This window comes from Labrys sp. Lb11 (assembly GCF_057554225.1).
In genome coordinates this window covers 333623-358608 of sequence record NZ_BAAJOT010000007.1, presented here as the reverse complement: position 1 = coordinate 358608, position 24986 = coordinate 333623, and the positions used below count along the sequence as shown (strand labels likewise).

The 24986-nt window shown below is 64.1% G+C and carries 19 protein-coding genes; 9 read left to right on the top strand and 10 right to left on the bottom strand.

Going from position 1 to position 24986, the window contains the following annotated elements; translation table 11 throughout:
- Window positions 1-59: 59 nt before the first annotated feature.
- From AC27L4_RS26625 to AC27L4_RS26600, 6 genes are all read right to left on the bottom strand, one after another.
- Window positions 60-656: a redoxin domain-containing protein gene (locus AC27L4_RS26625; RefSeq protein WP_487145591.1), complete on the bottom strand. Its 597-nt coding sequence runs from the start codon at window positions 654-656 to the stop codon at window positions 60-62.
- 22 nt (window positions 657-678) lie between these two features.
- A complete protein-coding gene (locus AC27L4_RS26620) occupies window positions 679-2880 on the bottom strand; it encodes a xanthine dehydrogenase family protein molybdopterin-binding subunit (protein WP_487145590.1) in 2202 nt (733 codons plus the stop codon).
- Between the two features lie 13 nt (window positions 2881-2893).
- Window positions 2894-3349 carry a (2Fe-2S)-binding protein gene (locus AC27L4_RS26615; protein ID WP_487145589.1) on the bottom strand — a complete coding sequence of 152 codons (456 nt, stop codon included), beginning with the start codon at window positions 3347-3349 and terminating at the stop codon, window positions 2894-2896.
- A 210-nt stretch (window positions 3350-3559) separates the two neighbouring features.
- A complete protein-coding gene (locus AC27L4_RS26610; protein ID WP_487145588.1) occupies window positions 3560-4216 on the bottom strand; it encodes a response regulator transcription factor in 657 nt (218 codons plus the stop codon).
- Window positions 4217-4311: 95 nt separating this feature from the next.
- The gene (locus tag AC27L4_RS26605) at window positions 4312-4686 is read right to left on the bottom strand and encodes a response regulator (RefSeq protein WP_487145587.1); all 375 of its coding nucleotides are present in this window, start codon (window positions 4684-4686) and stop codon (window positions 4312-4314) included.
- Entirely contained in the window at window positions 4683-7724 is a 3042-nt protein-coding gene (locus AC27L4_RS26600) for a PAS domain S-box protein (protein WP_487145586.1), read from the bottom strand. The genes AC27L4_RS26605 and AC27L4_RS26600 overlap by 4 nt, the downstream gene beginning before the upstream one ends.
- Before the next feature lie 473 nt (window positions 7725-8197).
- On the opposite strand from AC27L4_RS26600, the gene AC27L4_RS26595 reads away from it, so the two are divergent.
- The 3 genes from AC27L4_RS26595 (at window position 8198) to AC27L4_RS26585 (ending at window position 11288) form a co-directional block, all read left to right on the top strand.
- Window positions 8198-8857 (top strand): VOC family protein, encoded by a 660-nt coding sequence (locus AC27L4_RS26595; protein WP_487145585.1) that lies wholly within the window; start codon window positions 8198-8200, stop codon window positions 8855-8857.
- A gap of 180 nt (window positions 8858-9037) precedes the next feature.
- Window positions 9038-10333 (top strand): epoxide hydrolase family protein, encoded by a 1296-nt coding sequence (locus AC27L4_RS26590; RefSeq protein ID WP_487145584.1) that lies wholly within the window; start codon window positions 9038-9040, stop codon window positions 10331-10333.
- Between the two features lie 157 nt (window positions 10334-10490).
- Window positions 10491-11288 carry an alpha/beta fold hydrolase gene (locus tag AC27L4_RS26585; RefSeq protein WP_487145582.1) on the top strand — a complete coding sequence of 266 codons (798 nt, stop codon included), beginning with the start codon at window positions 10491-10493 and terminating at the stop codon, window positions 11286-11288.
- 428 nt (window positions 11289-11716) lie between these two features.
- Here AC27L4_RS26585 and AC27L4_RS26580 read toward each other — a convergent pair whose 3' ends face one another.
- Both AC27L4_RS26580 and AC27L4_RS26575 read right to left on the bottom strand, forming a co-directional pair.
- Window positions 11717-12688, bottom strand: a complete 972-nt coding sequence (locus AC27L4_RS26580) for an ABC transporter transmembrane domain-containing protein (RefSeq protein ID WP_487145581.1) — start codon at window positions 12686-12688, stop codon at window positions 11717-11719.
- Window positions 12689-13036: 348 nt separating this feature from the next.
- Window positions 13037-14038: a LacI family DNA-binding transcriptional regulator gene (locus AC27L4_RS26575; protein ID WP_487145580.1), complete on the bottom strand. Its 1002-nt coding sequence runs from the start codon at window positions 14036-14038 to the stop codon at window positions 13037-13039.
- 836 nt (window positions 14039-14874) lie between these two features.
- On the opposite strand from AC27L4_RS26575, the gene AC27L4_RS26570 reads away from it, so the two are divergent.
- From AC27L4_RS26570 to AC27L4_RS26550, 5 genes are all read left to right on the top strand, one after another.
- Complete coding sequence (locus AC27L4_RS26570; protein WP_487145579.1) at window positions 14875-15870, top strand: ABC transporter permease; 996 nt, start codon at window positions 14875-14877, stop codon at window positions 15868-15870.
- Between the two features lie 39 nt (window positions 15871-15909).
- Window positions 15910-16851: a sugar-binding protein gene (locus tag AC27L4_RS26565; protein ID WP_487145578.1), complete on the top strand. Its 942-nt coding sequence runs from the start codon at window positions 15910-15912 to the stop codon at window positions 16849-16851.
- A 54-nt stretch (window positions 16852-16905) separates the two neighbouring features.
- Window positions 16906-18438 carry a sugar ABC transporter ATP-binding protein gene (locus tag AC27L4_RS26560; protein WP_487145577.1) on the top strand — a complete coding sequence of 511 codons (1533 nt, stop codon included), beginning with the start codon at window positions 16906-16908 and terminating at the stop codon, window positions 18436-18438.
- Window positions 18439-18595: 157 nt separating this feature from the next.
- Window positions 18596-18898, top strand: a complete 303-nt coding sequence (locus AC27L4_RS26555; RefSeq protein ID WP_487145576.1) for a hypothetical protein — start codon at window positions 18596-18598, stop codon at window positions 18896-18898.
- Between the two features lie 571 nt (window positions 18899-19469).
- A complete protein-coding gene (locus AC27L4_RS26550; protein ID WP_487145575.1) occupies window positions 19470-20396 on the top strand; it encodes a calcium-binding protein in 927 nt (308 codons plus the stop codon).
- Between the two features lie 444 nt (window positions 20397-20840).
- Here the strand turns inward: AC27L4_RS26550 and AC27L4_RS26545 are convergent, their stop codons facing one another.
- Window positions 20841-21860, bottom strand: a complete 1020-nt coding sequence (locus tag AC27L4_RS26545) for an NAD(P)H-dependent flavin oxidoreductase (protein WP_487145574.1) — start codon at window positions 21858-21860, stop codon at window positions 20841-20843.
- A gap of 363 nt (window positions 21861-22223) precedes the next feature.
- Window positions 22224-23201, bottom strand: coding sequence for a helix-turn-helix domain-containing protein (locus AC27L4_RS26540; RefSeq protein ID WP_487145573.1), 978 nt, complete (start codon window positions 23199-23201; stop codon window positions 22224-22226).
- Between the two features lie 700 nt (window positions 23202-23901).
- Between AC27L4_RS26540 and AC27L4_RS26535 the strand changes: the two genes are divergently transcribed.
- The gene (locus AC27L4_RS26535) at window positions 23902-24969 is read left to right on the top strand and encodes a calcium-binding protein (RefSeq protein ID WP_487145572.1); all 1068 of its coding nucleotides are present in this window, start codon (window positions 23902-23904) and stop codon (window positions 24967-24969) included.
- Window positions 24970-24986 lie beyond the last annotated feature (17 nt).

The window sequence follows — 24986 nt, the reverse complement described above, 5'->3', positions numbered from 1 at the left end:
CGACGACACCGAGCTTCGGCTGCTTGCGCAGCCCCTTGCGAGGGCGCTCAGTCCGGCGCTCACTCCTGATCGCCCAACGCTTGAACGCGCGTCTTGCCGTAAGGATAGAAAAGCTCTTTCCTTCCCTCCCGCCACGCCGCCTTGAGCTCCGGCGTCGTGATGTCCCAGTCCGGCCGACATTTCCTGGTCACCGCACGCATGTCCTGTCGCAATTCCTCCATGGTCGGCCGCCCGAAAAACCAGTAGCCGTCGTAGATCTTGTAGACGATCAAGCCCGGCTCGAGCACGACGACGTGAGGGATCATGGGGTTGTGCGTGCTATCGGTATATTCGGCGATGTCGAGGTCCTTTTGTACGATGCGTCGCGGGTCTGACAGAAAAGGCCAGTGAGCGCCGACGCCGGCGCGATACTCGTTCGTCTCCAGGAGATTGTCGGTCGTGATGGTGACCAGTCGGCAATAGCCGACCTCGAGCTCGCGATGCAGCTCGACGAGTCCTTCGGCCTGCCGGCGGTCCTTGGGGCAGAAGCCGCCCCGGCCAAGGACCAGGATCATCGGATCCGGCCCCTGCAATTCGGACAGCTTCCGCCGCCTGGCGGTATGGTCGGAGAGCTCATAGTCGGGGAAGGCCGATCCCGGAACGATGTCGGTTCGCATGTCGATGCTCGCTGTTGCCGTTTCAGGACGTCCGTCGAAGCTGGCTGCGGTCGACCGGCATCTTGCGCAGGCGTTTCCCGGTCGCTGCGAAGATCGCATTGGCCACCGCCGGCACGATTGCCGAGGTTCCGGGTTCGCCCATTCCGCCGGGAGCCTCGGAGCTCGGGACGATATGGACCTCGACGGAAGGCGCCTTGTCGATGCGCAGGATTTCGTATGTGTCGAAATTGGCCTGCTCCACACGGCCGTCCTTCACCGTGACCTCGCCGTGAAGGGCCGCGGTGATGCCGAACATGATGGCGCTCTGGACCTGCGCCTGGATGATGCTCGGATTGACGGCGATGCCGCAGTCGAGCGCGCAGACGACGCGCCTCACCCGGACTTCGCCATCGTCGGAGACTTCGACTTCGGCGACCTGCGCCATGTAGGTGCCGAACACGTGCTGGAGCGAGACGCCGCGGCCCGCGCGGGGCGGCAGCGTCCCGCTCCATCCGGCCTTCGCCGCGGCAAGTTCCAGCACCGCCTTCGCGCGGGGCGCCTTATGGAGGAGGGCCATGCGGTAGGCCACCGGATCCTGCTTCGCCGCAGCAGCGAGCTCATCCATGAAGCTCTCCGTTACGAAGACGTTGTGCGACGGCCCGACGCTACGCCAGAAGGCGGTCGGAATGCCCGGCGGCTCCACCTGCACGTATTCGACATGCAGATTGGGGAGGTCATAGACAAGATCGATCGCGCCCTCCGTAGTGTCGGGGTCGAGACCGTTCCTGAAATAGGACGGAAAATACCTGGCGATGATCGAAGATCCGGCAAAGCGATTGTTCCAGGCGACCGGCACTCCCTTCGCGTCGAGCCCGGCCGAAAGCCGGTCGACGAACATGGGCCGGTACATGTCGTGCTGGATATCCTCCTCGCGCGTCCACACGACCTTGACAGGTCCGTCGACGTGCCTGGCGATCTGGACGGCGCGAGCGACGCCGTCGGCCTCGAGCCTGCGCCCGAAGCCGCCGCCGATGAGATGATTGTGCACGACCACCTGCTCCGCCGACAGGCCCGCAGCCTTCGCGGCGAAGGCCTGCGCCCGGCTGATGGCCTGGTTGCCGACCCAGATTTCGCAGTCATCCTTGCGGACGTGGACGGTACAGTTCATGGGCTCCATCGCGGCATGCGCGAGGAACGGAACCTGGTAGGTCGCTTCGACCCTGGTCGCCGCGCTCGCCATCGCACGGTCGACATCGCCGACGTTCTGGGCGACCGCCCCCGGCTTGAGCGTTGCCTGATCGAGCTCGGCAGCGATCGCTTCGGTGGCAAGGCCGGCGTGTGGCCCGCCGTCCCACTCGATGACCAGCGCGGCGAGGCCCTTCCTGGCCGCGCCCATATGGTCCGCCACCACGGCAATGCAGTCGTCGAGCCGGACGATCTGACGGACGCCCTTGACGGCCAACGCCGCCGCATCGTCCACGCGCTTCACGCGGCCGCCGAAGACGGGCGACTGTGCCAGCGTCGCGATCTTCACCCCCTGCGGCCGGACGTCGATGCCGAAGACCGCGGTCCCGTTCACCTTCGCCGGCAGGTCGAGGCGCTTCGCCGGCGTGCCGATGAGCCTGAAGTCTCCGGGCTGCTTCAGCGGGACGTCGTCGGGGACCGGCATGCTTGCCGCGTCGCGGGCGAGTTCGCCATAGGCGAGGCGCTGTCCCGTCTGGGCGTGCACCACTTCGCCGGCTTGAGCCTTGCAGGAGCCGGGGTCGACGTTCCAGCGCGTTGCCGCGGCCGAGACGAGCATGACGCGCGCGGTCGCGCCGGCGCGCCGCATCTGCTCCCAGGCGGCGCGGATGGCGGTGGAGCCTCCCGTGATCTGCGTCCCGAGCAGGGGATTTGCATAGAGCTTGTCATCGGCAGGGGCATGCCTCAGCCGCACCTGCTTCAGGTCGACTTCCAGCTCCTCGGCAATCAGCATCGGAATCGAGGTGTAGGTGCCCTGTCCCATCTCGACATACGGCATGGTCAGCACGATCTGGCCGTCTGTTCCGATCTGGATGAATGCGTTGGGCGCGAACGCGCCGGGGGCCGTTTCGCCGGCGCTGCTCCCTGCAGGCGGCCAGGTGAAGCCGAGCATCAAGCCTCCGCTCGCTGCAGCGGCGGTCCAGAGAAAACGGCGGCGCGAAAGAGCGGCTTGCGAAGTCGCCGCCTCTCGGGAGGCTGAAGGTGTGTCCTGATCCTTGCGCATGATCGCCTCCCTTTCAGCCGGCCGCGGCCTGCTTGATGGCCTCGCGGATGCGCACATACGTGCCGCAGCGGCAAATATTGCCCGACATCGCATCGTCGATGTCCGAATCCGTCGGATGCGGATTGCCGGCCAGCAGCGCCGTGGCCGACATGATCTGGCCGGACTGGCAGTAGCCGCACTGCGGCACCTCGTGATCGAGCCACGCCCGCTGGATCCTGGCGCCCGCCGGGGTCGCGCCGATCGCCTCGATGGTGGTGATCTCGGAGGCGCCGACGCTGTCGATCGTGGTGATGCACGAGCGAACGGGCTCGCCGTCGAGATGTATCGTGCAGGCGCCGCACAGTGCCATGCCGCAGCCGAACTTCGTGCCGGTCATGCCGAGCACATCGCGCAGGACCCAGAGCAACGGCGTGTCGTCATCGACATCGACGCTATGCGTCTGGCCGTTGACCCGAATTGTGAAGGGCATGGCTATCCTCCGTGGTCGTTCGCGGCGCACTTGACGAGAGCGGCTCGTGACGGTGCGAAACGCGAGGATGCAGGAGGAGCCGGCCACGATCGATTGTACGATGGTATCGCCGATACCTTTGCGTGGGAGCGACTTCGTTCTCGATGCGCTTGCGGCGCTCCGGCGTGTCACCGGTTTGCCGCACGCCTGCGATGATCCGACCGGCGCCGTTCAATGACCGGCTGGCCTCGGATTTGGGAGGGAACGAGGCTCATGCGCGGTTCCGAGCCTGGCTGCCATGTTGACCAGGTCGGCGAGAGAGCCAGCCTCCATCTTGCGCATGACCTGGCCACGGTGCGCTTTCACGGTGATCTCGCTGATGCCCAGCTCAAAGGCGACCTGCTTGTTCAGCAGCCCGGTGACGACCAGCGCCATGACCTCCTGCTCGCGGCGGCTGAGAGCCGCGTGACGCCGTCGAAGCGTCTGCATCTCCGTCTCCAGGACGAGCGCGGCCCTGCTTTGTTCAAGTGCCTGCTCGATCGCCCCCAGCAGCATCTCGTCACTGAACGGCTTGGTCAGGAACTCGATGGCTCCGGCCTTCATCGCCTTCACCGTCATCGGCACGTCTCCGTAGCCGGTGACGAAGATGATCGGCATGTCGGTCCGTTCGACGGAGACGAGCTTCTGCAAGTCGAGCCCGTTCAGGTCGGGCAGATTGACGTCCAGGATCAGGCAGTTCGGGGCGAGCGACCTGGGACGGTCCAGGAACTCCTGGGCTGATTTGCACGTTTCCGGCTGCCAGCCGGAGGAGCGGATCAGCAAGTCCAGCGACTCACGGATGGAAACGTCGTCATCGACGACGAAAACGACCGGTGTATCGTGCGACATGGATGTCGACCCCGCCCCTCCGCCCGGTGCAGTCGTCATGTCCGAGTACGCCGCGATTATCCCCTCGGGGACAAGCATGGCAAGGCGAAAGACGCTCAGCTGGAACGGAGCGCCGCGTTCAGCGCTTCCTGGAGGGCAGCCTCGCTGAACGGCTTGAACAGGCACTCCGCCGCACCCTGCTGAAGCAGGCGATGCCTGACCGTGTCGTCCTTGAGCGCCGTGATGAAGATGATCGGAATGTCGCGTCCCAGGCGCTTCAATTCCCGCTGCAGGTCAGGCCCGGTCATTCCGGGCATGGCGACGTCGAGAATCAGGCAGTTGGTCCTGCTGACGCAGTCCGACACCAGGAACGCTTCGGCCGAGGAGAAGGCCTGGACGCCGTAGTCGAACGCCTTGAGCAGATCGGGGAGTGACTCGCGCACCGATTCATCATCATCGACAACGGATACGAGGGGTTGCTTGATGCTCATGGACTCTCCGCGTCACCGCCATGCGTCGACGCCTGCATCGCACCGATGGGAGTTGTTGCAATGACGTCCTCGATATATTCGGGGATGGAAAAGGAGAACGTGGCTCCCGGACCGTCGTTCGCCTGCGCCCACAGGCGTCCGTTGCAGTTCGCGATAATGGAGCGGCTGACATACAGCCCAATCCCCATGCCGTTGCTCTTCGTGGTATAGAACGCTTCGAAGATCCGCTCCGCAGCCTGGGGGCCGAAACCGACGCCGGCGTCCCGCACGGAGAGGCGTACATGCTTCTCCTCATCCGGCTCTGTCCGGATCAATATCGATCGCGCGCGATCATCGACATCGGCCATCGCATCCGCGGCATTGCGCAACAGATTCATGATGACCTGCTGGAGCTGCACGCGGTCGCCGCCGACGGGCGGAAGTCGCTCGGCAAGCTCGGTGCGCAGCACCACCCTGCTTTGCTGGAGATCGCCGGCCGACAAGGCGATCACCTCCCGCAGGGTCTCGTTGAGGTCGACCGGCTCGATCGTGGCTGCGCGATTGGTGAAGAGCCCGCGCAGCCGCGAGATCACGTCGGCCGCGCGGTTGCCGTCGCGGATGGTGCGGCGAGCGGTTTCTTGCGCCACGTCGATCCGCGGCGGATCGGCCGCGAGCATGCGCAGGCACGTGCTGGCATTGGTGATGATGCCGGATAGCGGCTGATTCACTTCGTGTGCGATCGACGCAGTCAGCGCCGCCAGGCTCGTCACGCGCGTAACGTTGGCAAGGTCCGACCGCGCCCTGTTCAGCGCTTCCTCCGACAGCCGACGCTCGGTGATATCGAGAACCGCTCCGATGTATTCGATCCGGTCCGTATGGTGCCTCGTCCGATGCGCAATCAGATGCAGGTATTTGACGGACTGATCCGGCATGATGATCCGGTGTTGATATTCGAATTCGCTTTCCCCGCGCTGCGCCCGTTCGGTCATGTCGACCATCATAGGTACATCCTCGGGATGCACTCGCGTCGCGATCAGATCGAGCGTGACGCGTTCGCCCGGCGTGAAACCGAAGATGCGATAGAGCGGTTCTGACCAGATGATCTCGCCGGCGGCGACATCCCAGGAAAGGTTGCCCACTCGGGCGAGATGCTGCCCCTCCGCGAGGAAGGCCTCGCTGCGCCGCAGTCTTTCCTCCGCCTGTTTTCGTTCCGTGATGTCGCGTGTCACTCCCAGCTGCACGATCGATCCCTTGCCGTCGCGCATGGGCGCCGCGTGGGTCTCCATATGCCGCCGGGCGCCTTGCACGCCGATGATGTCGAACTCCAGGAAACCTTTCTGGCCGGCACAGACCTTTTCGTGGAATTCGCGATACCGCGCCCGATGCTCCGGGGCGACGAAATCAAAGAAGCTGCGGCCGACGATGTCGTCCGGCGAGGGTACTCCCGCCATTGCCGCCCCGGCAGCATTCGTGTGCAGCACCGCACCATCGTCGGCGAGTACCTTCACGCATTCGGGTGAGGTCTCCACGGTCGCGCGGAAGCTTTCTTCACTGCGCCTGCGATCCTCTATGTCGGTGTTCACTCCATACCATTTGACGATCACGCCGTTCTCGTCGCGCAGCGGATTGGCGCGGAACAGGAACCATCGATATCTGCCGTCGTGGCGACGCAGCCGCGCTTCGGTTTCACCCGGCTTGCCCGAGGCCATGATCGTTCGCCACGCAACTGCCAGACCATTCAGGTCGTCAGGATGCAAAGCCGCCGTCCACCCCCAATCCTGGGCCTGCTCGGCCGTAAAACCTGCATAGTCGAGATAGTGCTTGTTGAAGAACTCGGCGGTGCCGTCCGGACGCGCCGACCATGCGAGCACCGGTATGGTGTCGATCGTGATCTGCAGCTTGCGCTCGCTCCCCGCGAGAGCCTCCTCCGCGTGCTTGCGCTCGTCGATATCGGACATCAGACAATACCAGCGAACGATGTTGCCGGCGATATCCCGGGCGGGGGCGCCTCGAATCTGGAACCATCGATAGACGCCGTCGGAACGCCGAAGCCGCGTCTCGAAGTCCATTGGCAGACCGGTGTCGAGCGATCGCTTCAAAATATCCATGTGGCGGACAAGATCGTCCGGATGGACCGTGCCGTTGACGGCCCAGTTTGCGAATTCCCGCTGAGTCTGTCCGAGATAGTCCAGGAACTGCCGGTTCAGTCTTTCGACTTCTCCGTTGGGCCCGAAAACTGCGACCAGGCCCGGAATCGTGTCGACGATCAGGCGCAACTGGCGCTCGATCAGCCGTGAATTGCGCTCGCTTTCACGCAGCGCGTCCTCGGCCAGCTTCCGGTCATCGATGTCGATCAGCAGGTGGAGCCAACGCAGAATGACACCCTGGGGATCGCGAAGCGGCAGGCCAAGGACGTTGTGCCAGCGATAGGCACCATCGGCACGGCGGTGGCGGCTCTCGACATTGTAGGCATCGCCGCGTCGGTGCGCATCGAGCTGCGCGGCGACCGTGTGCTCGAGGTCGTCCGGATGAACGACATCGGTGGCTTTCCAGCTCCTCAGCTCCTCGAATGTCCTGCCGAAGTAATCAAGCGTGAGCTTGTTGAGGCCTTCCACCTCGCCGGACGGTGTCGTCACGGCGACAGGAATCGGAATGCTATCGACCATCAGTTGAAAATCGAGCTGGCGTCGCTGCAGGGCCTCCCCGGCTCGTCGGAGATCGTCGACATCCGTGGCCACGCCACACCATTTGACGATCTGTCCGGCATCGTCGCGCACCGGGCTGCATCGGACGAGGAACCGACGATACTGCCCGTCAAGGCGACGGATGCGTGCCTCCATGTCGCCGGGTTCGCCGGAGGCCAGGATCGTCCGCCAGCGTTCGAGCAGGTCGGGGAGGTCGTCCGGGGCGACCACGGCCCGCCACGCCCGGCCATCCGCGGCGCCGAGGCCGGTGTATTCGGACCAATGCCGGTTGACGCAATCGATGGTGCCGTCGGTCCGCGCGGTCCATGCCATTGTCGGGAGTGCATCGAAAACGCGGCCGGAATCGATCTCCATTGCCATCCTTTCGCCTCTGCCCGCGTCCGGCAGACCCTGCGCCGGCGCCTCGCAGACGTCCATTGTGCCTTGGTGTCGATTCTGGACCAAGACCTCTCCCGTCATGGCGATACGAAGGTATTGTCGATACCATCGTGTAATAGATTTATCGCTGCTGTCAGCCGATTTGAGCCGTACTCGATCGGGTCAAAAGACAGAAAAGATGTCATGTCAGCGAGCGTATTGTCACCCAATCGGCGCGAACTGCTCGCCACGGCAATTCCGCGGCGGCTCTCCTCCTGTTTCCCGGAACGCCGCGCGCGGCCCCCCGGAGGCGCTTCGCTCCGCCCATCGCGCATCGACCGCCCGGGGGATTCGCTCGTCGCGCAGGGCGTATCGAGGACGCCACGCCGCTGCTCGTGACGCATCGCCGGCCGGCTCGACGATCGAGCCGTCGAAGGCGAATGCGAGGCACTGAACTCAAGGAGATCGACATGAACACGCTGCAACCAAACCGCGAAGCCGCAGTCGAGCCGGCAAGCGCTCCCGGGGTCGACCTGAAGCTCGAGGTCGTCGTCATCCCGGTTTCGGACGTCGAGCGCGCGAAGCACTTCTATGCCGGCTTGGGCTGGAGGCTCGACGCCGATTTCGCCGTCGGCGACACGTTCCGGGTCGTACAGTTCACGCCTCCGGGGTCGCCCAGTTCGATCCACTTCGGCAAGGGCGTGACGTCTGCCGCCCCGGGCTCGGCGCCGGGCCTCTATCTCGTCGTGACCGACATCGAGGCGGCCCGTGCCGCGCTCATCGCTCGCGGCGCCGATGTCAGCGAGATATTCCACCGCACCGCCGTCGGCGGACCGACCGTCGGCGGCGTCGACCCGGAGCGGCGCAGCTACAATTCGTTCGCCACCTTCGGCGATCCGGACGGCAACAACTGGCTTCTCCAGGAAATCACCGCGCGGTTGCCCGGACGCGTGGGCACGGACGAGGCGATTTTCACCTCGTCGGCCGAGCTCAAGGCCGCCCTCGAACGCGCGGCGGCGGCGCATGGTGAGCATGAGAAGCGCAACGGCGGCCTGCATGATGCCGACTGGCCGGCCTGGTATGCCGAATACATCGTCGCGGAACAGACCGGCAAGCCACTGCCGCAGTAGCCGGCGGCTTGTCACAACGTCCATCGGCAGCGAGACGTCGCCGATGGACGAATGACCGGATTGCTCACCGACGAAACCGACACAAAGGTATTGACGATACCAACGTGTAATGGATTTGCGATCTCTGACAGTCGATCTCTTGGTTCGCGTTCGAATACTTCGCATATATGGAGGAAAAACATGTCAGCAACATCGCTTACGCGACGCGACGTCGTGGTTGCCGCCGCCGCGGCCGGCGTCGTCAGCATGCTTCCGGGCACGTCGCGCGCCACGGCGGGCGGCGAGGCGATCCGCCCCTACGCCGCGAGCTTCCCTCGGGCCGATCTCGACGATCTGAGCCGGCGCGTCGCAGCCACCCGCTGGCCGGACGGGGAAACCGTCGGGGACGATACGCAGGGCGTGCAGCTTGCAACCGTCCGGAAGCTCGCGAAATATTGGGCGACGGACTATGACTGGGGAAAGATGGAGGCGCGGCTCAAGGCGTTGCCGCAGTTCGTCACCGAGATCGACGGGCTGGACATCCACTTCATTCACGTCCGCTCGACGCATGAGAACGCTCTGCCGCTGATCGTCACGCACGGCTGGCCCGGCTCCATCATCGAGCAGCTGAAAATCATCGAGCCACTCACCGACCCGACTGCACATGGCGGAACCGCATCGGACGCGTTCCACGTGGTGATTCCGTCACTGCCCGGCTACGGCTTCTCCGGCAAGCCGACGGCGCCCGGCTGGACGCCCGCCCGCATCGCCAAGGCATGGGCGGTGCTGATGCAACGCCTCGGCTACACCAAGTACGTCGCGCAGGGCGGCGATTGGGGCAACGCGGTGTCGGAGCTGATGGCTGTGCAGGAGCCGCCGGGATTGCTCGGCATCCACACCAACATGGCGGCAACCGTCCCGGCCGACGTCTCGAAGGCGCTCGCCGCCGGCGGCCCGGCGCCGGCCGGCCTCTCGCCGGACGAGACGCGCGCCTGGGACCAGCTCGGCGACTTCTACAAGAACGGGCTGGGCTACGCGATCGAGATGAACAACCGCCCGCAGACGTTGTATGCGATCGCGGACTCACCCGTCGGACTTGCAGCCTGGATGCTCGACCACGATATTCGCAGCTACAGGCTTATCGCCCGCGTCTTCGACGGGGAGACTGAAGGCCTGACGCGTGACGATATCCTCGACAACGTCATGCTTTACTGGCTCACGAACACTGCGGTCTCGTCGGCCCGCCTCTACTGGGACAATGCTCACTTTCCGACCGGAGGCTTCTTCGACCCCAGGGGCATCAAGATCCCGGTCGCGGTGAGCGCCTTCCCGGACGAGATCTACCAGGCGCCGAAAAGCTGGGCGGAGCAAGCGTACCCGAAGCTCATCCACTACAACAGGCCGCCCAAGGGCGGGCACTTCGCCGCCTGGGAGCAGCCCGCAGCCTTTACCGCCGAGCTCAGGACGGCATTTCGACCGCTGCGCCCGCAGATCTGAGGCCGCCGGGCGAGTTCATCGCCCCCGTGCGCTGCCGGCGGGAGCCGGTCAAGGCGTCGTCGATACCAACGTGCGATGGAACTTACCTTCGTTGTCGGCCGCCCGATACTGCGGCGCAATGGATCGCGAGCAACTCGAGACGAGAGAAATAATCCACATGACGAGAATATCATCCGCTCATCCGACGGTACAACGGATCAAGACCGCTTTCTTCGGAGCCGTTCTGCTCCTGGGGGGCGCGACCGTGCCGGAGCCGGCGTCGGCGCAACAATCTCCAACGACAGTCGTGCTCGTGCACGGCGCGTTCGCCGACGGCTCGTCCTGGGCCAAGGTCATCCCGCTGCTTCAGGCCAAGGGCTTGAATGTGGTCGCGGTGCAAAACCCGCTGACCTCGCTTGGCGACGACGTCGCCGCGACCCGGCGCGCAATCGCGGCGCAGAAGGGACCAGTCGTCCTGGTCGGCCATTCGTGGGCGGGAACCGTCATCACCGAAGCGGGCAACGACGATCGCGTCAAGGCGCTGGTCTATGTCGCCGCCTTCTCCCCTGCGGACGGCCAGGCGACATCCGATCTGATCAAGAATTATCCGACCCCGGCGGGCCTCGCCCATCCGCAGATCGACGCGGCGGGCTTTCTGACATTGTCGCACGACGACATAGCGCGATACTTCGCTCCCGATGTCTCGAAAGCGGAGTCGAACCTGATCGCGGTCACGCAAGGACCGGTGCGCGGCGCCAATTTCGACGAGAAGGTGACGAAAGCCGCGTGGAAATCGAAGCCGACCTGGGCGATCGTGACCGAGAACGACCAGATGATAGACCCCAAGCTGCTTGCGGACGGCGCGAAGACCATGAAGGCCGACGTGACGGTGATCGCAGCCAGCCATGTCGCGATGCTGTCGCACCCGAAGGAAGTCGCCGCCGTCATCGTGAAGGCTGCGCAAGCGGTCAAATGACGGCTCGCCGACGCGAAGATTTCGCACACTTTCGCGGCCTCGGTTGTCGATCGTGACAGGTGTGATGTTCCCCGGCATTCCATCCGCATCGGCGACCAGCGGCGCATCTGCTTCGTGTGAACGGCCGCAGGACCGGAAGATGTCGAAATCGTCGACAATCGCCAGGTGCGCCCCTCTTGCTTGAAAGCCCTGTTGCATCAACGGCATGCGGCAGGTCATACGGCGGACTGCTCCGTTGCGCGCGCTTCGACCGCCGTCATCGGGCAATATCCTCGCGGGCCGGCGGATCAAGCCTGCGCCGGCACGGCGGGACGCGAAGCCGCAACCGTGAAACGACGGCCGGTGCAGGATCGCCGGCTGTGGCGATCGAGACCGTCGGGCCTATCCGAAATCCTGGACGATACCCGCTCGGGGAGCTCTCCACGCCGCTACGGCGGCGCTGCGCCCGGTTGCTGGAGCATCCCGTCCCCATCGCCGATGATCGCGTCCAGGTTCGTGGCGTCGCGGACGAGGGTGTACTTGACCTGGGTCGACCGCAAGTCGCGATACCACGTCACCAGATCCCCCCACGGGTCGTTGATCTTGGAAAGGCCGGACAGGAACGCCACCACGGTGCCGATCTCGGTCTGGCCGACCACGATGAAGTAGCCGCCCAGGGCCAGGATCGCCGCGACGCCGCCATGGGTCATCAGGTTCATCAGGAAGTTCATGGCGAACTTGAGCTTGTAGATCGCCATGTTGGTGGCGAAGATGGCCTGGATGCCCGCGTGCTGCGTCCCGTCGGGATCCCGCGCCCCGCCGGCGTCGACGATGCCCGTGCTCATCGCGCGATAGAGGCCGACCCTCGTCTGGATCCGCCGGTTGATGGCGGCCTGGATCCTCGGCACGAAGCCGATCTGTGGCAGGAACACGGCGGCGATGACCAGGGCCATCAGCGGCTGGAGATAGAGCAGATAGGCGCTGACGCTGACGAGCATGCCGGCCTGCAGCACCGGCTCGGAAATGCTCGCGCCGACGAATCCGCCGATCGGGTCGGCCTCGTCCAGGACGATCGCGAGCTGGACCCCCTCGGTGCGTGGCTCCCGGTGGGACGCGGAAACCTGGCCGGCGGCTGCGAAGACCGCGGTCCGCAGCCAGCGCACGGCGGTCTCGCCGACCCAGTTCCTGTAGATGTTGAGCACGAGCTTGACCGATCCCTCCATGAAGGCGACCGCGAAATAGGCTCCGACGAGAAGCAGGATCGGCCGGTAGTCGCCGCCGCGGAACGCGTCGTTGACGATCCGCCGCTGGATTTCGAGGGGGGCGATGCCGACCAGCAGGACGATGGCCGAGAGGGCGACGAGCCAGATCTGGTGCCTGGCGCTCACGCGCCAGATGAAGCGCAAAAGGGTGCGGGGCAAGCGGGCCTCCGAATACGACCGGGTGACGGCCACCCGTCCGATGGACCATATGTCTCTCCGGATGGCTGCGAACACCCCCGATCGCTGTCGCCCGGTGCCGCGGCGAACCCGGATGCGGCTGCGCCTCGAGGGAGGCCGGTCAGCAGGTTCTCGTCGATGGCACGATCGCTGATCCAAACGAAAGCATTTTGCTCGCAGAGGGAAGGGACCATGGAAACAGCGTCGCCGTCTGCAGTTCCTGTGTCGCCAGCGGCTTTGCCTGCACTGGAATTGCCGCGCTTTCCAGCCAATCGACGATGACAAGTCACGGATATATCGCTGAGGCATTCAACCGCCTCGGCCGCGATGCTATCGAATTGCGCCCCCGCATGAATCGCGAATGATGAATCGTGGCTCGAGATGCACGATCCGACGCTCTGCTTGTGGTTGCGCAATGCGTCCAAGCAGAAGGGACGCCGCGATGCGGCCAATTTCCCGGCAAGGCTGCGCCATCACGGTGAGGCGAGGGTGAAAGGCATCAGCCCAATCGAAGTCATCGAAGCCGATCAGGGCGAGATCCCGTGGAACGGAACGTCCCAGTTCCCTGGCCGCAAGCATAATGCCGATGGTCGTCAGGTTGTTGCCGCCGATGAAAGCCGTTACGTCGCGGTTCTGCATCATGCGGGCCGCTTCGTGCTTGGCTACTTCGAGATCGACATTCCCGATGGAGATGAGATTATCGTTCGGAGCGATGCCTGCTTCGAGAAGTCCGTCGATATAGCCCAGCCGCCGCTCCCTGGATGTCGTGAACTCGCTCTGTCCCGACAAGAACCCGATCCTGCGGTGACCAAGTCCGACCAGATGAGCCACGATGCGCGCGAGAGACAGGCGGTTCTCCACTCCGACGCCATCGAAGTCGCTCTGCGGCAGGCGATCGACCATGACGGCGGGAATGCCCTTGTCGGCAAGATAGTGCATGCCCATGCTGGCGGGATTGCATGTCGGCGTGATGATGATGCCGTCGACACGCCGCTGGTGCAGCGCTGCGATCACGTCCGCTTCCCGTTCGGGTTGGTCGTTCGTATTGGCTAGCAGGACCATCATGCCGAGCCGGTCGCACTCCTCCTCGATGGCATTGATGATATCCGCGAAGAAGCGATTTCGGGTCGACGACATCACCAAGCCGACGGCATTCGTGCTGGAGCGCGCGAGGGAACGGGCCAGGCTGTTGGGGGTGTAGCCAAGTTCGGCAACGGCGCTCAGGACACGTTGCTTTGTCTCTGCGCTGACGAAGCAGGTTTCATTCAGCACCCTCGATACGGTCGAAGGTGCGACCCCTGCGCGTCGCGCGACATCTGCAAGCGTTGCCATGCCCACATCCCAATCAGTTGGCGAGTGTCCCGTCGGCTTTCTGAAGGAATCTCCGGCCCGATTGTGGCGACGACGTCGTTTCCCCTAGTCGTCTGCAAAGTGACGTCGCCATGGTCATTGGTGGCGATCCCGATCGCCGCAGTCCCTCGGAGGATCAAAATGGCTGTTCCCGGGAATGCCGGAATTGACGATCCGTCGGCGACCGACGGAACGGGCAGCTTGCCGGCATCCCGATGTCGCCCCGCCACAGGCCGTAGCAAACGCATCAGGTAGAGAGGCACGGCTGCAAAGGTGCTGCCGGACCACGGCGCTCATGTCCCGAGGAACAAGGCGCTGGCCTACCGTATCAAGAACGCGCTTCGGACGAAGGCCCGTTCGAAGCACTTGCTGGCGACCGCCCTGCGTATCGGAACCGGCGCCGTCGAAAATTGCACCCGGCCGCTTGCCGTCGCCACGCACGATTCAGCCCCGCATCCTGCCCAGGAAGAAACCCTGTCGCACAGATGGAGGTTCAGTCCAATTTGAACAACCTGTCCAGCACCTGATTTCTGACGGATCGCCGCAACTGCCTCCCCGGGTCGCAACCGGCAAACGGACGCAGCTCGCCAATGCAAGCGCTTGCTTGTCTGCGCAAGCGCTTGCATGGTTCAAAAAAATGAACTAGCCCTGGAGCTGGCGACGCAAGATCGCCGTCCGGGAGGAGTGCTCAGAGTGTTCGGCCGCCGAGCGTTCGCCTGCCCGCCAGGGGGGCGGTTTCGTCGCAGCAATGCGCCCGCTCGGACCCGCTCCTTCGAGAGTCCGGGTGCGCAGGTTGTTTCAATCGAGGGATGTTGCCGATGAGTTCTTCTGACACCGTCACTCATATGCAGTCTCGGCCCGGCTTCGTCACGCGCCTCTTGCGGTCACGCGAAACCGGGATCATCGGAGCACTCGCGCTGATGGTCGTGGCGCTCTCGATCCTGGAGCCCGACTTCGCCAGCGTCGACAACCTGCTCAATGTCGCCCGCAACTTCTCGTTCGTCGGCATCGTCGTGCTCGGCCAGACGCTCGTCATGATCACGGGAGGCATCGACCTCTCGGTCGGCAGCGTCTGGGGGCTGACGGCGGTCTGCTCGGCCGCATTCATGGCGGCGGGGCTGGGCGTCGTTCCGTCGTGCTTTCTCGCGCTTTTGATTGCCGCCCTCTTCGGGTTGTTCAACGGGTTCTGCGTCACCAAGCTCAAGATGCCGCCCTTCGTGCCGACGCTGGCGACGATGAGCATCGCCCGCGCCCTTGCGCTCGTCGTGACGCGCGGCAAGGCCATCGACGAATTCCGGCCCTATGACGACGCCTTCTTCTCCCTCGGCGGCGGCGACACGTTCGGCCTGCCCAACCCGTTCCTGATCTTCGTCGTGCTCACCGCGGTGGCATGGGTGGTGCTCAACAAGACCGTCTACGGCCGCCAGCTCTATGCGGTGGGCGGCAACGAGCGTGCGGCCCGGCTCACGGGACTTGGCGTCGACCGGCTGAAGGTCAGCGTCTATGTGATCTCGGCCGTGCTTGCGGGCGTCGCCGGCATCATCGAGGTCAGCTACCTTTCCTCCGCCATCTCGAACCAGGGCCTCGGCAAGGAACTGAGCGTCATCGCCGCGGCTGTCATCGGAGGCACCAATCTCAGCGGCGGCGAGGGCACCATCATCGGCGTCTTCGTCGGAGCCGTCATCCTGGAGATCCTCCGCAACGGCCTGGTTCTCCTCGGCACCGATGCCTATTGGCAGGGTGTGTTCGTCGGTTCCGTCATCGTTCTCGCCGTCTTCATCGACCAGCTCCGCAAGGGCGTGTGGCGGCGCTGACTGTCCTTGGCTTCAACAAAACAACTCTGGGAGGATCGGATGAAACGAGTGCTTCTGGCTGCCGTCTCGGCTGCCGTCGTCAGTGTCGGCCTGGGCGGCGCGGCCACCGCGGGCGAGAAGGTCTTCGCCCTCGTGCCGAAGGCGCTGGGCGTGACCTTCTATGCGGATGCCGAAAAGGGTTGCCAGGAAGCCGCCGCCAAGATCGGCGCCAAGTGCCTGTTCACCGGCCCGGCCCAGCTCGATGATGCCGAGCAGAGCCGCATCGTGCGCGACCTGATCACCAAGAAGGTCGCCGGCATCTCGATTGCGCCGAACAATCCGGACTCGATCGCCAATGTCATCGCCGCGGCCCTGGACAAGAACATCCCGGTCGTGACGTTCGATTCGGATGCGCCGAAATCGAAGCGCATCGCCTTCATCGGCACCAACAACGAGGCCGGCGGCGTTTCCGCGGGCGAGGCTTTCGTCAAGGCGCTGCCGAACGGCGGCAAGTATGCGGTCCTGACCGGCAGCCTTTCCGCCGCCAACCTCAATGACCGCATCAAGGGCTTCAAGTCGAAGCTCAACGACAAGTTCACCGAAATCGCGGGCTCTCCCTTCGCCTGCAACGACGACTCCTCGACCGCCGTGCAGATCATTCAGGATATCCTGGCGAAGAATCCCGATATCAACGGCATCTTTTTCTCCGGCGGGTGGCCGATGTTCGCCCCGCAGGCCTATGTGCGGGCGCTGAAGGGCAAGCATGACGACATCAAGTCCGGCAAGTTCGTCCTGGTGTCGTTCGATACGCTGCCGACGCAGATCAAGCTGCTGAAGGACGGCTATGCGACCACGCTGATCGGCCAGCGGCCGCTGGCGATGGGCGCCCTGTCCATCGAGCAGCTCGAGAAGCTGTCGAAGGGGGAAAAGATTCCGCCCGTGACGGACACCGGCGTCGACATCGTCGACGCCTCCAACGTCGCCCAGTTCAAGAGCGAATGATCGACGGAACGGGCGGCCCGCAGGGGCCGCCCGTTTCTCGAGGGGAGCATGGGCATGGCGGTCCTTCTCAGCGTCGAGAACATTTCCAAGAGCTTTCCGGGCGTTCAGGCGCTGAAGAACGTGTCCTTCTCCATCGAGGAGGGCACGATCCATGCGATCATGGGCGAGAACGGCGCGGGCAAGTCGACCTTGATGCAGGTCATTGCCGGCGTGCATCCGCCAACCGCCGGCAAGCTGATTTTTGCCGGCAAGGAACTGCACCTCAACGGCACCAGGGACGCCGTGCATGCGGGCATTTCCATCGTCTTCCAGGAACTGATGCTCGTGCCGAACATGACGGTTGCCGAAAACATCTTCCTCGGCATGGAGCCGCGCAAGGGCGGTGTTTTCGTCGACCGCTCGCGATTGCTGGAAAAGGCCCGCGCCGCCCTGGGCGTGCTGGGCGTGAGGTTCGACCCCGACACGCGGCTCGGCGAGCTGACGATTGCGCAGCAGCAATTGGTCGAGATTGCCAAGGCGCTGGTGCACGAGCCGAGGCTCCTCATCCTCGACGAGCCGACCTCCAGCCTGTCCGAGGCCGATTCTCTGGCCCTGTTCAAGGTCGTTCATGATCTCAAGGCAAGGGGCGTAACCATCCTCTACATTTCGCATCGCATGCGCGAGGTGTTCGACAATTGCGACGTCGTCACCGTGCTCCGCGACGGGCAGCATGTAAGAACCATGCAGTTGGCCGAGACCTCTCCCGAAGAGGTCGTGCGATTGATGGTGGGGCGCGATCTGGCCGAGATCCAGCGCGTGGCGCCCCAGGATCGCGAGCGTCCGATCGTGCTTTCCGTCGATCGCCTCAGCGACGACGCCCGCTACAGGGACGTTTCCTTCGTGCTCCGCAAGGGCGAGATCGTCGGCCTGGCCGGCCTGGTCGGCGCCGGACGATCGGAAGTCGCGCTTGGAATTTTCGGATCCCCGCCGCCGAAGAGCGGCACCATCACCATCGACGGCAAGGTCGCGACGATCACCAAGCCGCGTGAAGCGATGAACCTTGGCATCGGCTTGGTCCCGGAGGACCGGAAGGGCCAGGGGCTGGTTCTCGGCCTCGGCGTCGGCGACAACCTGTCGCTTGCAGCGCTCGGGCTTGGCCGAATATCGCAGTCCGGATTCGTCAAGGCGAGCGATGAGAGCCGGATGATCTCCGGTTATGTCGGTCGCTTCCGCATCAAGACCCCGACCATCGAACAGTTGGTCGGATTGTTGAGCGGCGGCAATCAGCAGAAGGTCGTGCTGGCGAAGTGGCTTGCGTCCAACCCACGGGTGCTGATCGTCGACGAGCCGACGCGCGGTGTCGATGTCGGCACCAAGGCGGAGATTTACACGTTGTTGCGAGAACTCGCGCGCGACGGACTGGCCGTCCTGGTGATTTCCAGCGACCTTCCCGAGGTGCTGACGATCTCCGACAGGATATTGGTCATGCGCTCGGGCCGGCTTGCGGGGGAAATAAGCTTCGAGGAAGCCTCGGAGGAACGGATCATGGCCCTTGCTGCGCTCGAGCAGGCCGGGGCCGGTGGTAATGAAGCGAGGGCAGGTGGATAGCGGCGTTCCTTGGGCCGGCGTCGTCCTGCGGCCTCGATCTGGCTGGACGCCGTCAGGTGCCGTGCGCCCGGGCGATGAGGGCAGAGGGAAGGCGTCACCAGTCACGGTCAACGGCGGACCTTCCGGGAGGCAGGGCCGCATCACCGGAGTCGAGCGGATGATGGACGACGATCCCTGGCCGCCGGAATATGAGGAGCGAGGTCTCTGCCGCTTGATGTTGCGTTGGCCCGGCCGGCGCGTGGAGCTTCGCGGGCAGCGCGACCGGTCGGCATTCATGCTGCTGTGCGCCGCATATCACGCCGCGCACTCGGCAGCCGAGCAGTGGTCGCACGCCGACGACGAGCATGCGTCGCTGCGCGTGGATGAATTCCGCACGCTCGCGTCCACCATCGAGCACGACATCGAGGCTATTTTCTTGAGCTCTTCCGCCGCGGATTGCGGAGGCACGAGGACGAATTGAAAGGGGGCCGCCTCTGGCCCGGGATGCGGCGATCGAAACGAGGGGGGAGGGCGTCGAGGATGAGGGGCAATTCGAGAGTCTGGCGGTCCTTGGCTGCGGAACTGCGCAGGGTTTCCTTCTCGGCAGACCCCTTCGTGCCGACGGTGCTGTCCGGCTCCCCGCGAGCGGTGCAAGCAGCGATCTGGTCGAAACGTGATCGAAGGCTGCGCGCACGACTTCATTCGATGGGGCCGAGAGCGGGTTCTCTGAGAACGAGAAGCCGCCAGTTCCGTCCCCTCAGTCCGGGGGGAGGCTACATCGTGCCAACGGCCCACTCAGTTCATGCTCGGTATAGCCAGGTTTTCGACAATTAGTAAGCCGGCTATCTTATAAGCATAGAATATTAACGACCGCGATCCGGGCGCTTCGCCAACGGTATATTATTCTGACGTCCTAACGAAATGCCAGTATCTTGCGGTTGTATAATTGACTAACGGTACTACTATAGGGATATTGATGGTATTATAATGCAGTGATATATTTTGATTGGTGCCGAAAGCGTGTGCACTGATACGAGAATTTGGAGGTTAAGATGGCTCTAGCAAAGACGAACGTCGCTACCTCATTCGATAACGATACGTTCTGGGTTCCCAACCTGAACGACGCGACCAACGTCCACTTCGAGAACACGAAGTCGGATACCGGTTTTGTACTGATCGGTCAGCAAACGATCGTTTACCAGAAACTTGTCTTCGACTATAACGGCCAGCATTACTCTTACCTCGGAGACTGGACCGTCACGATCGACCGCAGCCTCCTGACCGGCTCGGTCAGCGCTTCGGGAACCTACAAGACCGTCAACGTCGACTCCGGCAACCAGCAGGTCCAATCCTACAGCAACAGCGCCGGCATCGACGTCGATCTCGGCTCGCGTGCGAACGTCCCGCTCCTCAACATCGTCGGTCTCGTCCTCGACCTGCTGATCCACAACCCGTCGTCCGGTTCCGGCGCCTTCGGGAACCTCAACACCGACGCGACGCCGAACCTGCCGGCTATCGCCTATTCGGGGCACGACACCATCACCGGCGGCATCGGCGCGGACATCCTGCACGGCTATGATGGCAACGACAAGCTGAACGGTGGCGACGGGGCGGACACCCTGATCGGCGGCCGGGGCAAGGACGTCATGACCGGCGGCTTCGGCCCCGACACCTTCGTCTTCAACGCGGTGAACGAGAGCATTGCCGGGTCCGGCCGCGACGTCATCACCGACTTCGCGAGCTCCGACAAGATCGACCTCAGCGCGATCGACGCCAATGGGAGCATCCCCAACAACCAGGACTTCATCTTCGACGGGCTCGGGTCGGCGGACCGGCATGTCGGCCAGGGGCACGTCAAGTATTATTATTATGGTAGCAACACATACATCGTCGGCAATACGGGATCCGGTCCCAATGGAAACTTCCAGATCGAGCTGACCGGTCACCATATCCTGTCGGACACGCAGTTCATCTTGTAGGTCGCGTGGCCTGCCTCGGCTCGGGAGACCGAGGCGGAAAGACGTTGAAGACCTGGCCAGCCGCGTAGCGGCTGGCCTATTTCGACAGTGCGTCGACGGAGTCTTGTCCGGCAACTGCCGCCATACTTTCCTGGATTGGCCGATCGTCCGTAGGGTGTGCGTCGGGACGCCCTGGTCGGCCATGTCAAAATGCCGCTTCTCCCGCCAATATGAAGTGTTTCAGTTGGCTATACTTGCAAGCGCTGGGTGTTCGGCCTGGCAACGAGCGGCGCTGTGTTGCTCAAGGGGGCGGGCGCGGCGGCATTGCACCGGGACGAATACCTGGAGCGTTTTGCGATTTGACGGACTCGCGTCAAGTCGCAAAGACGCGTCGAAACAAGGAGCTGGAGCAAAGCGCGTTTCCACCAAAACCGCTGTGCTCTAATGAAAAATGCCAAGCAGGTTCTAGGAAAACGAACGCAGCCTGTCGAACACGCGTCTGGCGTCACCGACCATGTCGAGCACGACATCAGCGGCCGGGCGGATATCCTTGATCTCGCCGCTGATCTGGCCGGCATAGAGTGCCAGCGCCTCCATGTCGCCTGTCATGGTCCGCAGGGGTGAGCAGGTGCTGAAGCGGTAGACAGGTTCGCCCTGATCCTCGGCGATCACCTCAAGTGGAAACTCGTCCGGTCCATGCCCGAGCAAGTTATCGGAATAAAGCCTGGTGATGCTGTTCTCCAGCGTCCTCACGGGCGACCGCGGCGGCCAGCCTATGGCGAAAACGTCGGAATAGATGGCGTCCTCGGACCTGGCGTCGACAATTCGCTGCTTGTGGTAGTCGTGCGCATAGCACTCGTTCGTCGCCAGAAACGCCGTTCCGCAATGGATGCCTTCCGCGCCCAAGGCAAGCGCCGCAACCAGGCTCGCTCCGGAGCCGAAACCGCCGGAACCGATGACCGGCACGCTCACGGCAGAGACCACCTGCGGAAGGAGAACCATGGACGTCACCTTGCCTCGGACATGTCCGCCGGCCTCGAACCCCTGGCAGATGATCGCGTCGGCGCCGGCACGCTCGGCCGCTATCGCATCGGCGATGTTTCCGACTTGGTACAGGACGATGCTCCCCGCCTTGTGCGCGCGGTCAATCATGTCCTGCCGCACATCCCAGAAGAAGACCATGACTTTTACCTGGGTGGAGAAGCAGACATCCAGCTGTTCCTCAAGGAGAGCGGGATCGGTGATGGATGGAATAAGGTTGACCCCGAAAGGACGATCGGTTCTGGCTCTGACCGCTTCGATTTCGCTCCGGATCAATTCGGGTCTCTCCATGACCATGCCGATGCAGCCGAACGCACCCGCGGCGCTGACCGCGGCACAGAGTTCGGAGCGGCCGGGCCCACCCATTCCGGATTGGACGATCGGATAGTCGCAGCCGAGCAAGTCCGTCAGACGGGTGCGCAGTCCTGAAGAGGAATTGGTCATGAGTGGGCTCCGGCCGGAGTTCGCAGACCGACGATATTCCCAAACAGGGCCATGGCAAACCGATCGCGGGAAACCGTATCGGAAGTCCGGATCGCCGCCTGAAATTTCGGACCCCGTCCGGCGCGGCGCCGCGGGGAGAGTCCAGGCCGCGATGGCTCGGGCCGGCAGGGCTTTCCACGTCCACGGCGGGCGTTCGCCGAGCCTGGCGAGGGGATGGCCGTCGACCCGGGCGGCGATGTCGCCGCGCGCCACATCCGCCTCGCCCGGGATCGGCGGAGGCTGGGGCGGACGGGGGCACCGGGGCAGGTCGGCGATCGCGGCGACGCCGACGGTGACGACGGCAGCGGGCCGTTCGTTCTTGCGCTACGTCCGACCGGCTCTATTCCGTCTGATCTCGCGGGGCGTCATGCCGTAGCGCGCACGAAAGGCCCGATTGAAATAGGACAGGTCGGAGAATCCGGCGGCCCATGCGACCGCCGTGATGGTCATGCGATCCCGGCGAGGATCGGCAAGCATGCGCCGGGCGGATGCAAGGCGCTCGTGAAGCACGAACTGCGAGAAGCTGGTCCCCGTGGGCTCGAAAAGCATGTGCAGGTAGCGCGGCGTGATGCCCTGCCTGGCGGCGACCGAGGCTACGGACAAACGCGGGTTCGCCAGGTTGACGAGAATATCGCTCCTGACAGCCCGCAGCCGCGCTGCCCGCATGCCGCGGGCGGTCGCGAATTCGCCGCCGTCGCGGTTGGCGCCGATGGCGACGGCGGCCAGGTCGAGGAGATGGGTGGCGACGGCGTGCTGAAGCTCCGGCGAGGCTTCCGCCATCCCATCGCGCAGGCCGCCCAGATACCGGGTGAGAAGCCGCAACGCCTGATCGTCCCGGGGAATTCGACGCCCATACGCCGCCTCGATATCCCCGACCATGGGGGCGAGCCGGGCGGACGAGGCGATCATGCCGCAGTGTTGTCCGGTCGAACGGATCAGCCGCGCCGGGTCGTGATGCGAGATCACGACGGCGTCGCCGGTGCCGATCTCGACCTCCCGCCGATGCTGCGACAGCGTGGCTGTCCCCTCCAGCACAATGACCAGGCCGATCGAATCCTCGTCCGGAGAAAGGAGCGATCTCGTTCGCTCGAAGCGGAGAGGCGAACTCCGGTAATGAAGCAACCGGACATCCTCCATGGCGAAGGTGCTCAACTCGGCGTGGAAGGGCTGATCGCCTATCGTCTCGACATCGACACGCAGCGCCTGGCGCGAGAACTCTTCGCGGAAGAAAGCCAGGCGCTCCCGCACCGGCAAGGCGGCGGTCGAGACACGAAGCGGCGTCGGTTTCGTCGATTGCGTCATCTGCGACCCCGGCAGGTCGAATTCCCGGATCTGACGGCCCCAGGGTAACACAAGAACAAGCCGGGACGCCGTGGATTTCGCTCCGGGCCGGAAACACTTCCCTTCAGCCCAAGACGAGCCGGCCCAACCTGAGGTGATATTCGCATCCGAAGCAGGACGACGACCATGCCGTTCGCTCGGCGGCGCGCCGTCGTCGAGGGTGTCGGAACACGGGGGAGGCCTATCCGTGCTCCGTCGGCTTTCAGGCAAATCTCGGCGCGACTTCGTCCGCTTCCCGGGACTTGGCGTCGTTGCGATGCGACCCTGCTCCGGCGGTCGACCGACGTCCTCGATCTCAGGAGATCGTCAGATGGTTTTCGCAGCGCCCATAGAGACGGGCCATGTCCATGTCCGGCCACCCAGTCCATCTGCGCTTTTCTCGTGGCCGCGTCCGATCCGGTGTGCTGCTGCCGCCGGGCAGAGGAAGCGCGGCCGTGCCCCTCGATAGCGGTGTCGACGGCTTCAAGGACGGGCCGGCCCTAGGCGTGGCTCGATAGCGTCGATCGGGCCGAATACCTTGAGCTGATACGCAAGAGCCCCCTGTGCGACCGCATGGCTCCGGCGACCGGCCTGCCGGCGGAGGCATTGCAGCAAGGAACGGCACCTTGCCGCGCCATCGCGCGTCTGGCTAACCTCCCGTAACGTCAACCGGAGCAAGACCATGACCTGGCAAATTCCGATCGCCAATACCAACGGGATCACGGATCTCGGCTTGCAGGACAGCCTGTACGTCTCCAAGCCCATCGTCATCGGCAACGTCAGTGCCTACGGAGCCAACCAGCAGATTCTCGTCGATGGCACGATCGCGGATAACAATCAGGGCATCTCGTTCAATCGCGGCGGCGGCCCGGCCGGGCATGACGACAGCGTCGTTGTTTCCAGTTCCGGTGTCGTGCGCGGATTTTCCGGAGCCGGAATCACAACGCAATTCTACCAAACGACAATAACAAATCACGGATATATCGGGGGACGATACGGGATTATATTCTCTGTGAATAGCAGTGCGACGACCTCTACTGCCGACAACGATGGAACGATCGAGGGTGGGGAGTACGGCGTTGCTCGATTTACCAACAGCACGGAGACGGTATCGCTGACCAACGCCGGCACGATCACCGGCGGAAAATTCTCCTACGGCCAATATTTCGGCGACAGCGTCGCCGTGGACATCATCGTCAACAAGGGCACGATGAACGGCGCCGTCGACCTCGGCGGCGGCAACGACCGGCTCGACACCGGCGCCGGCCGGATCAACGGCGTCATCGACGGCGGCGCCGGCGACGACACGATCACCGGCAGCGCCTATGCCGACACGATCCTCGGCGGCAGCGGCAACGACACGATCAAGGGCGGCGCCGGCAATGACCTGCTCACCGGCGGCACCGGCCTCGACCGTCTGTGGGGCGGCACGGGCGCCGACACCTTCATCTTCAAGTCGACGATCGAGAGCCCGGCCTCCGCCAGGCGCGACGTGATCGAGGACTTCAGCTCTGCACAGGGCGACAGGATCGACATCCGCGGCATCGACGCCGACACAACGGTCGCCGGCAACCAGGCCTTCCACTTCATCGGCACCGGCGCGTTCACCAGCCATGCGGGCGAGCTGCGCTATGAGGCCGCCGGCACCGGCGTCATCGTCTCCGGCGACATCAACGGCGACGGCAAGGCGGATTTCTCCATCGAGTTTGCGCATGTCTCCACGCTCGTCGCCGGGGCCTTCCTTCTTTAGGGGGCAAGGCCGCCCGG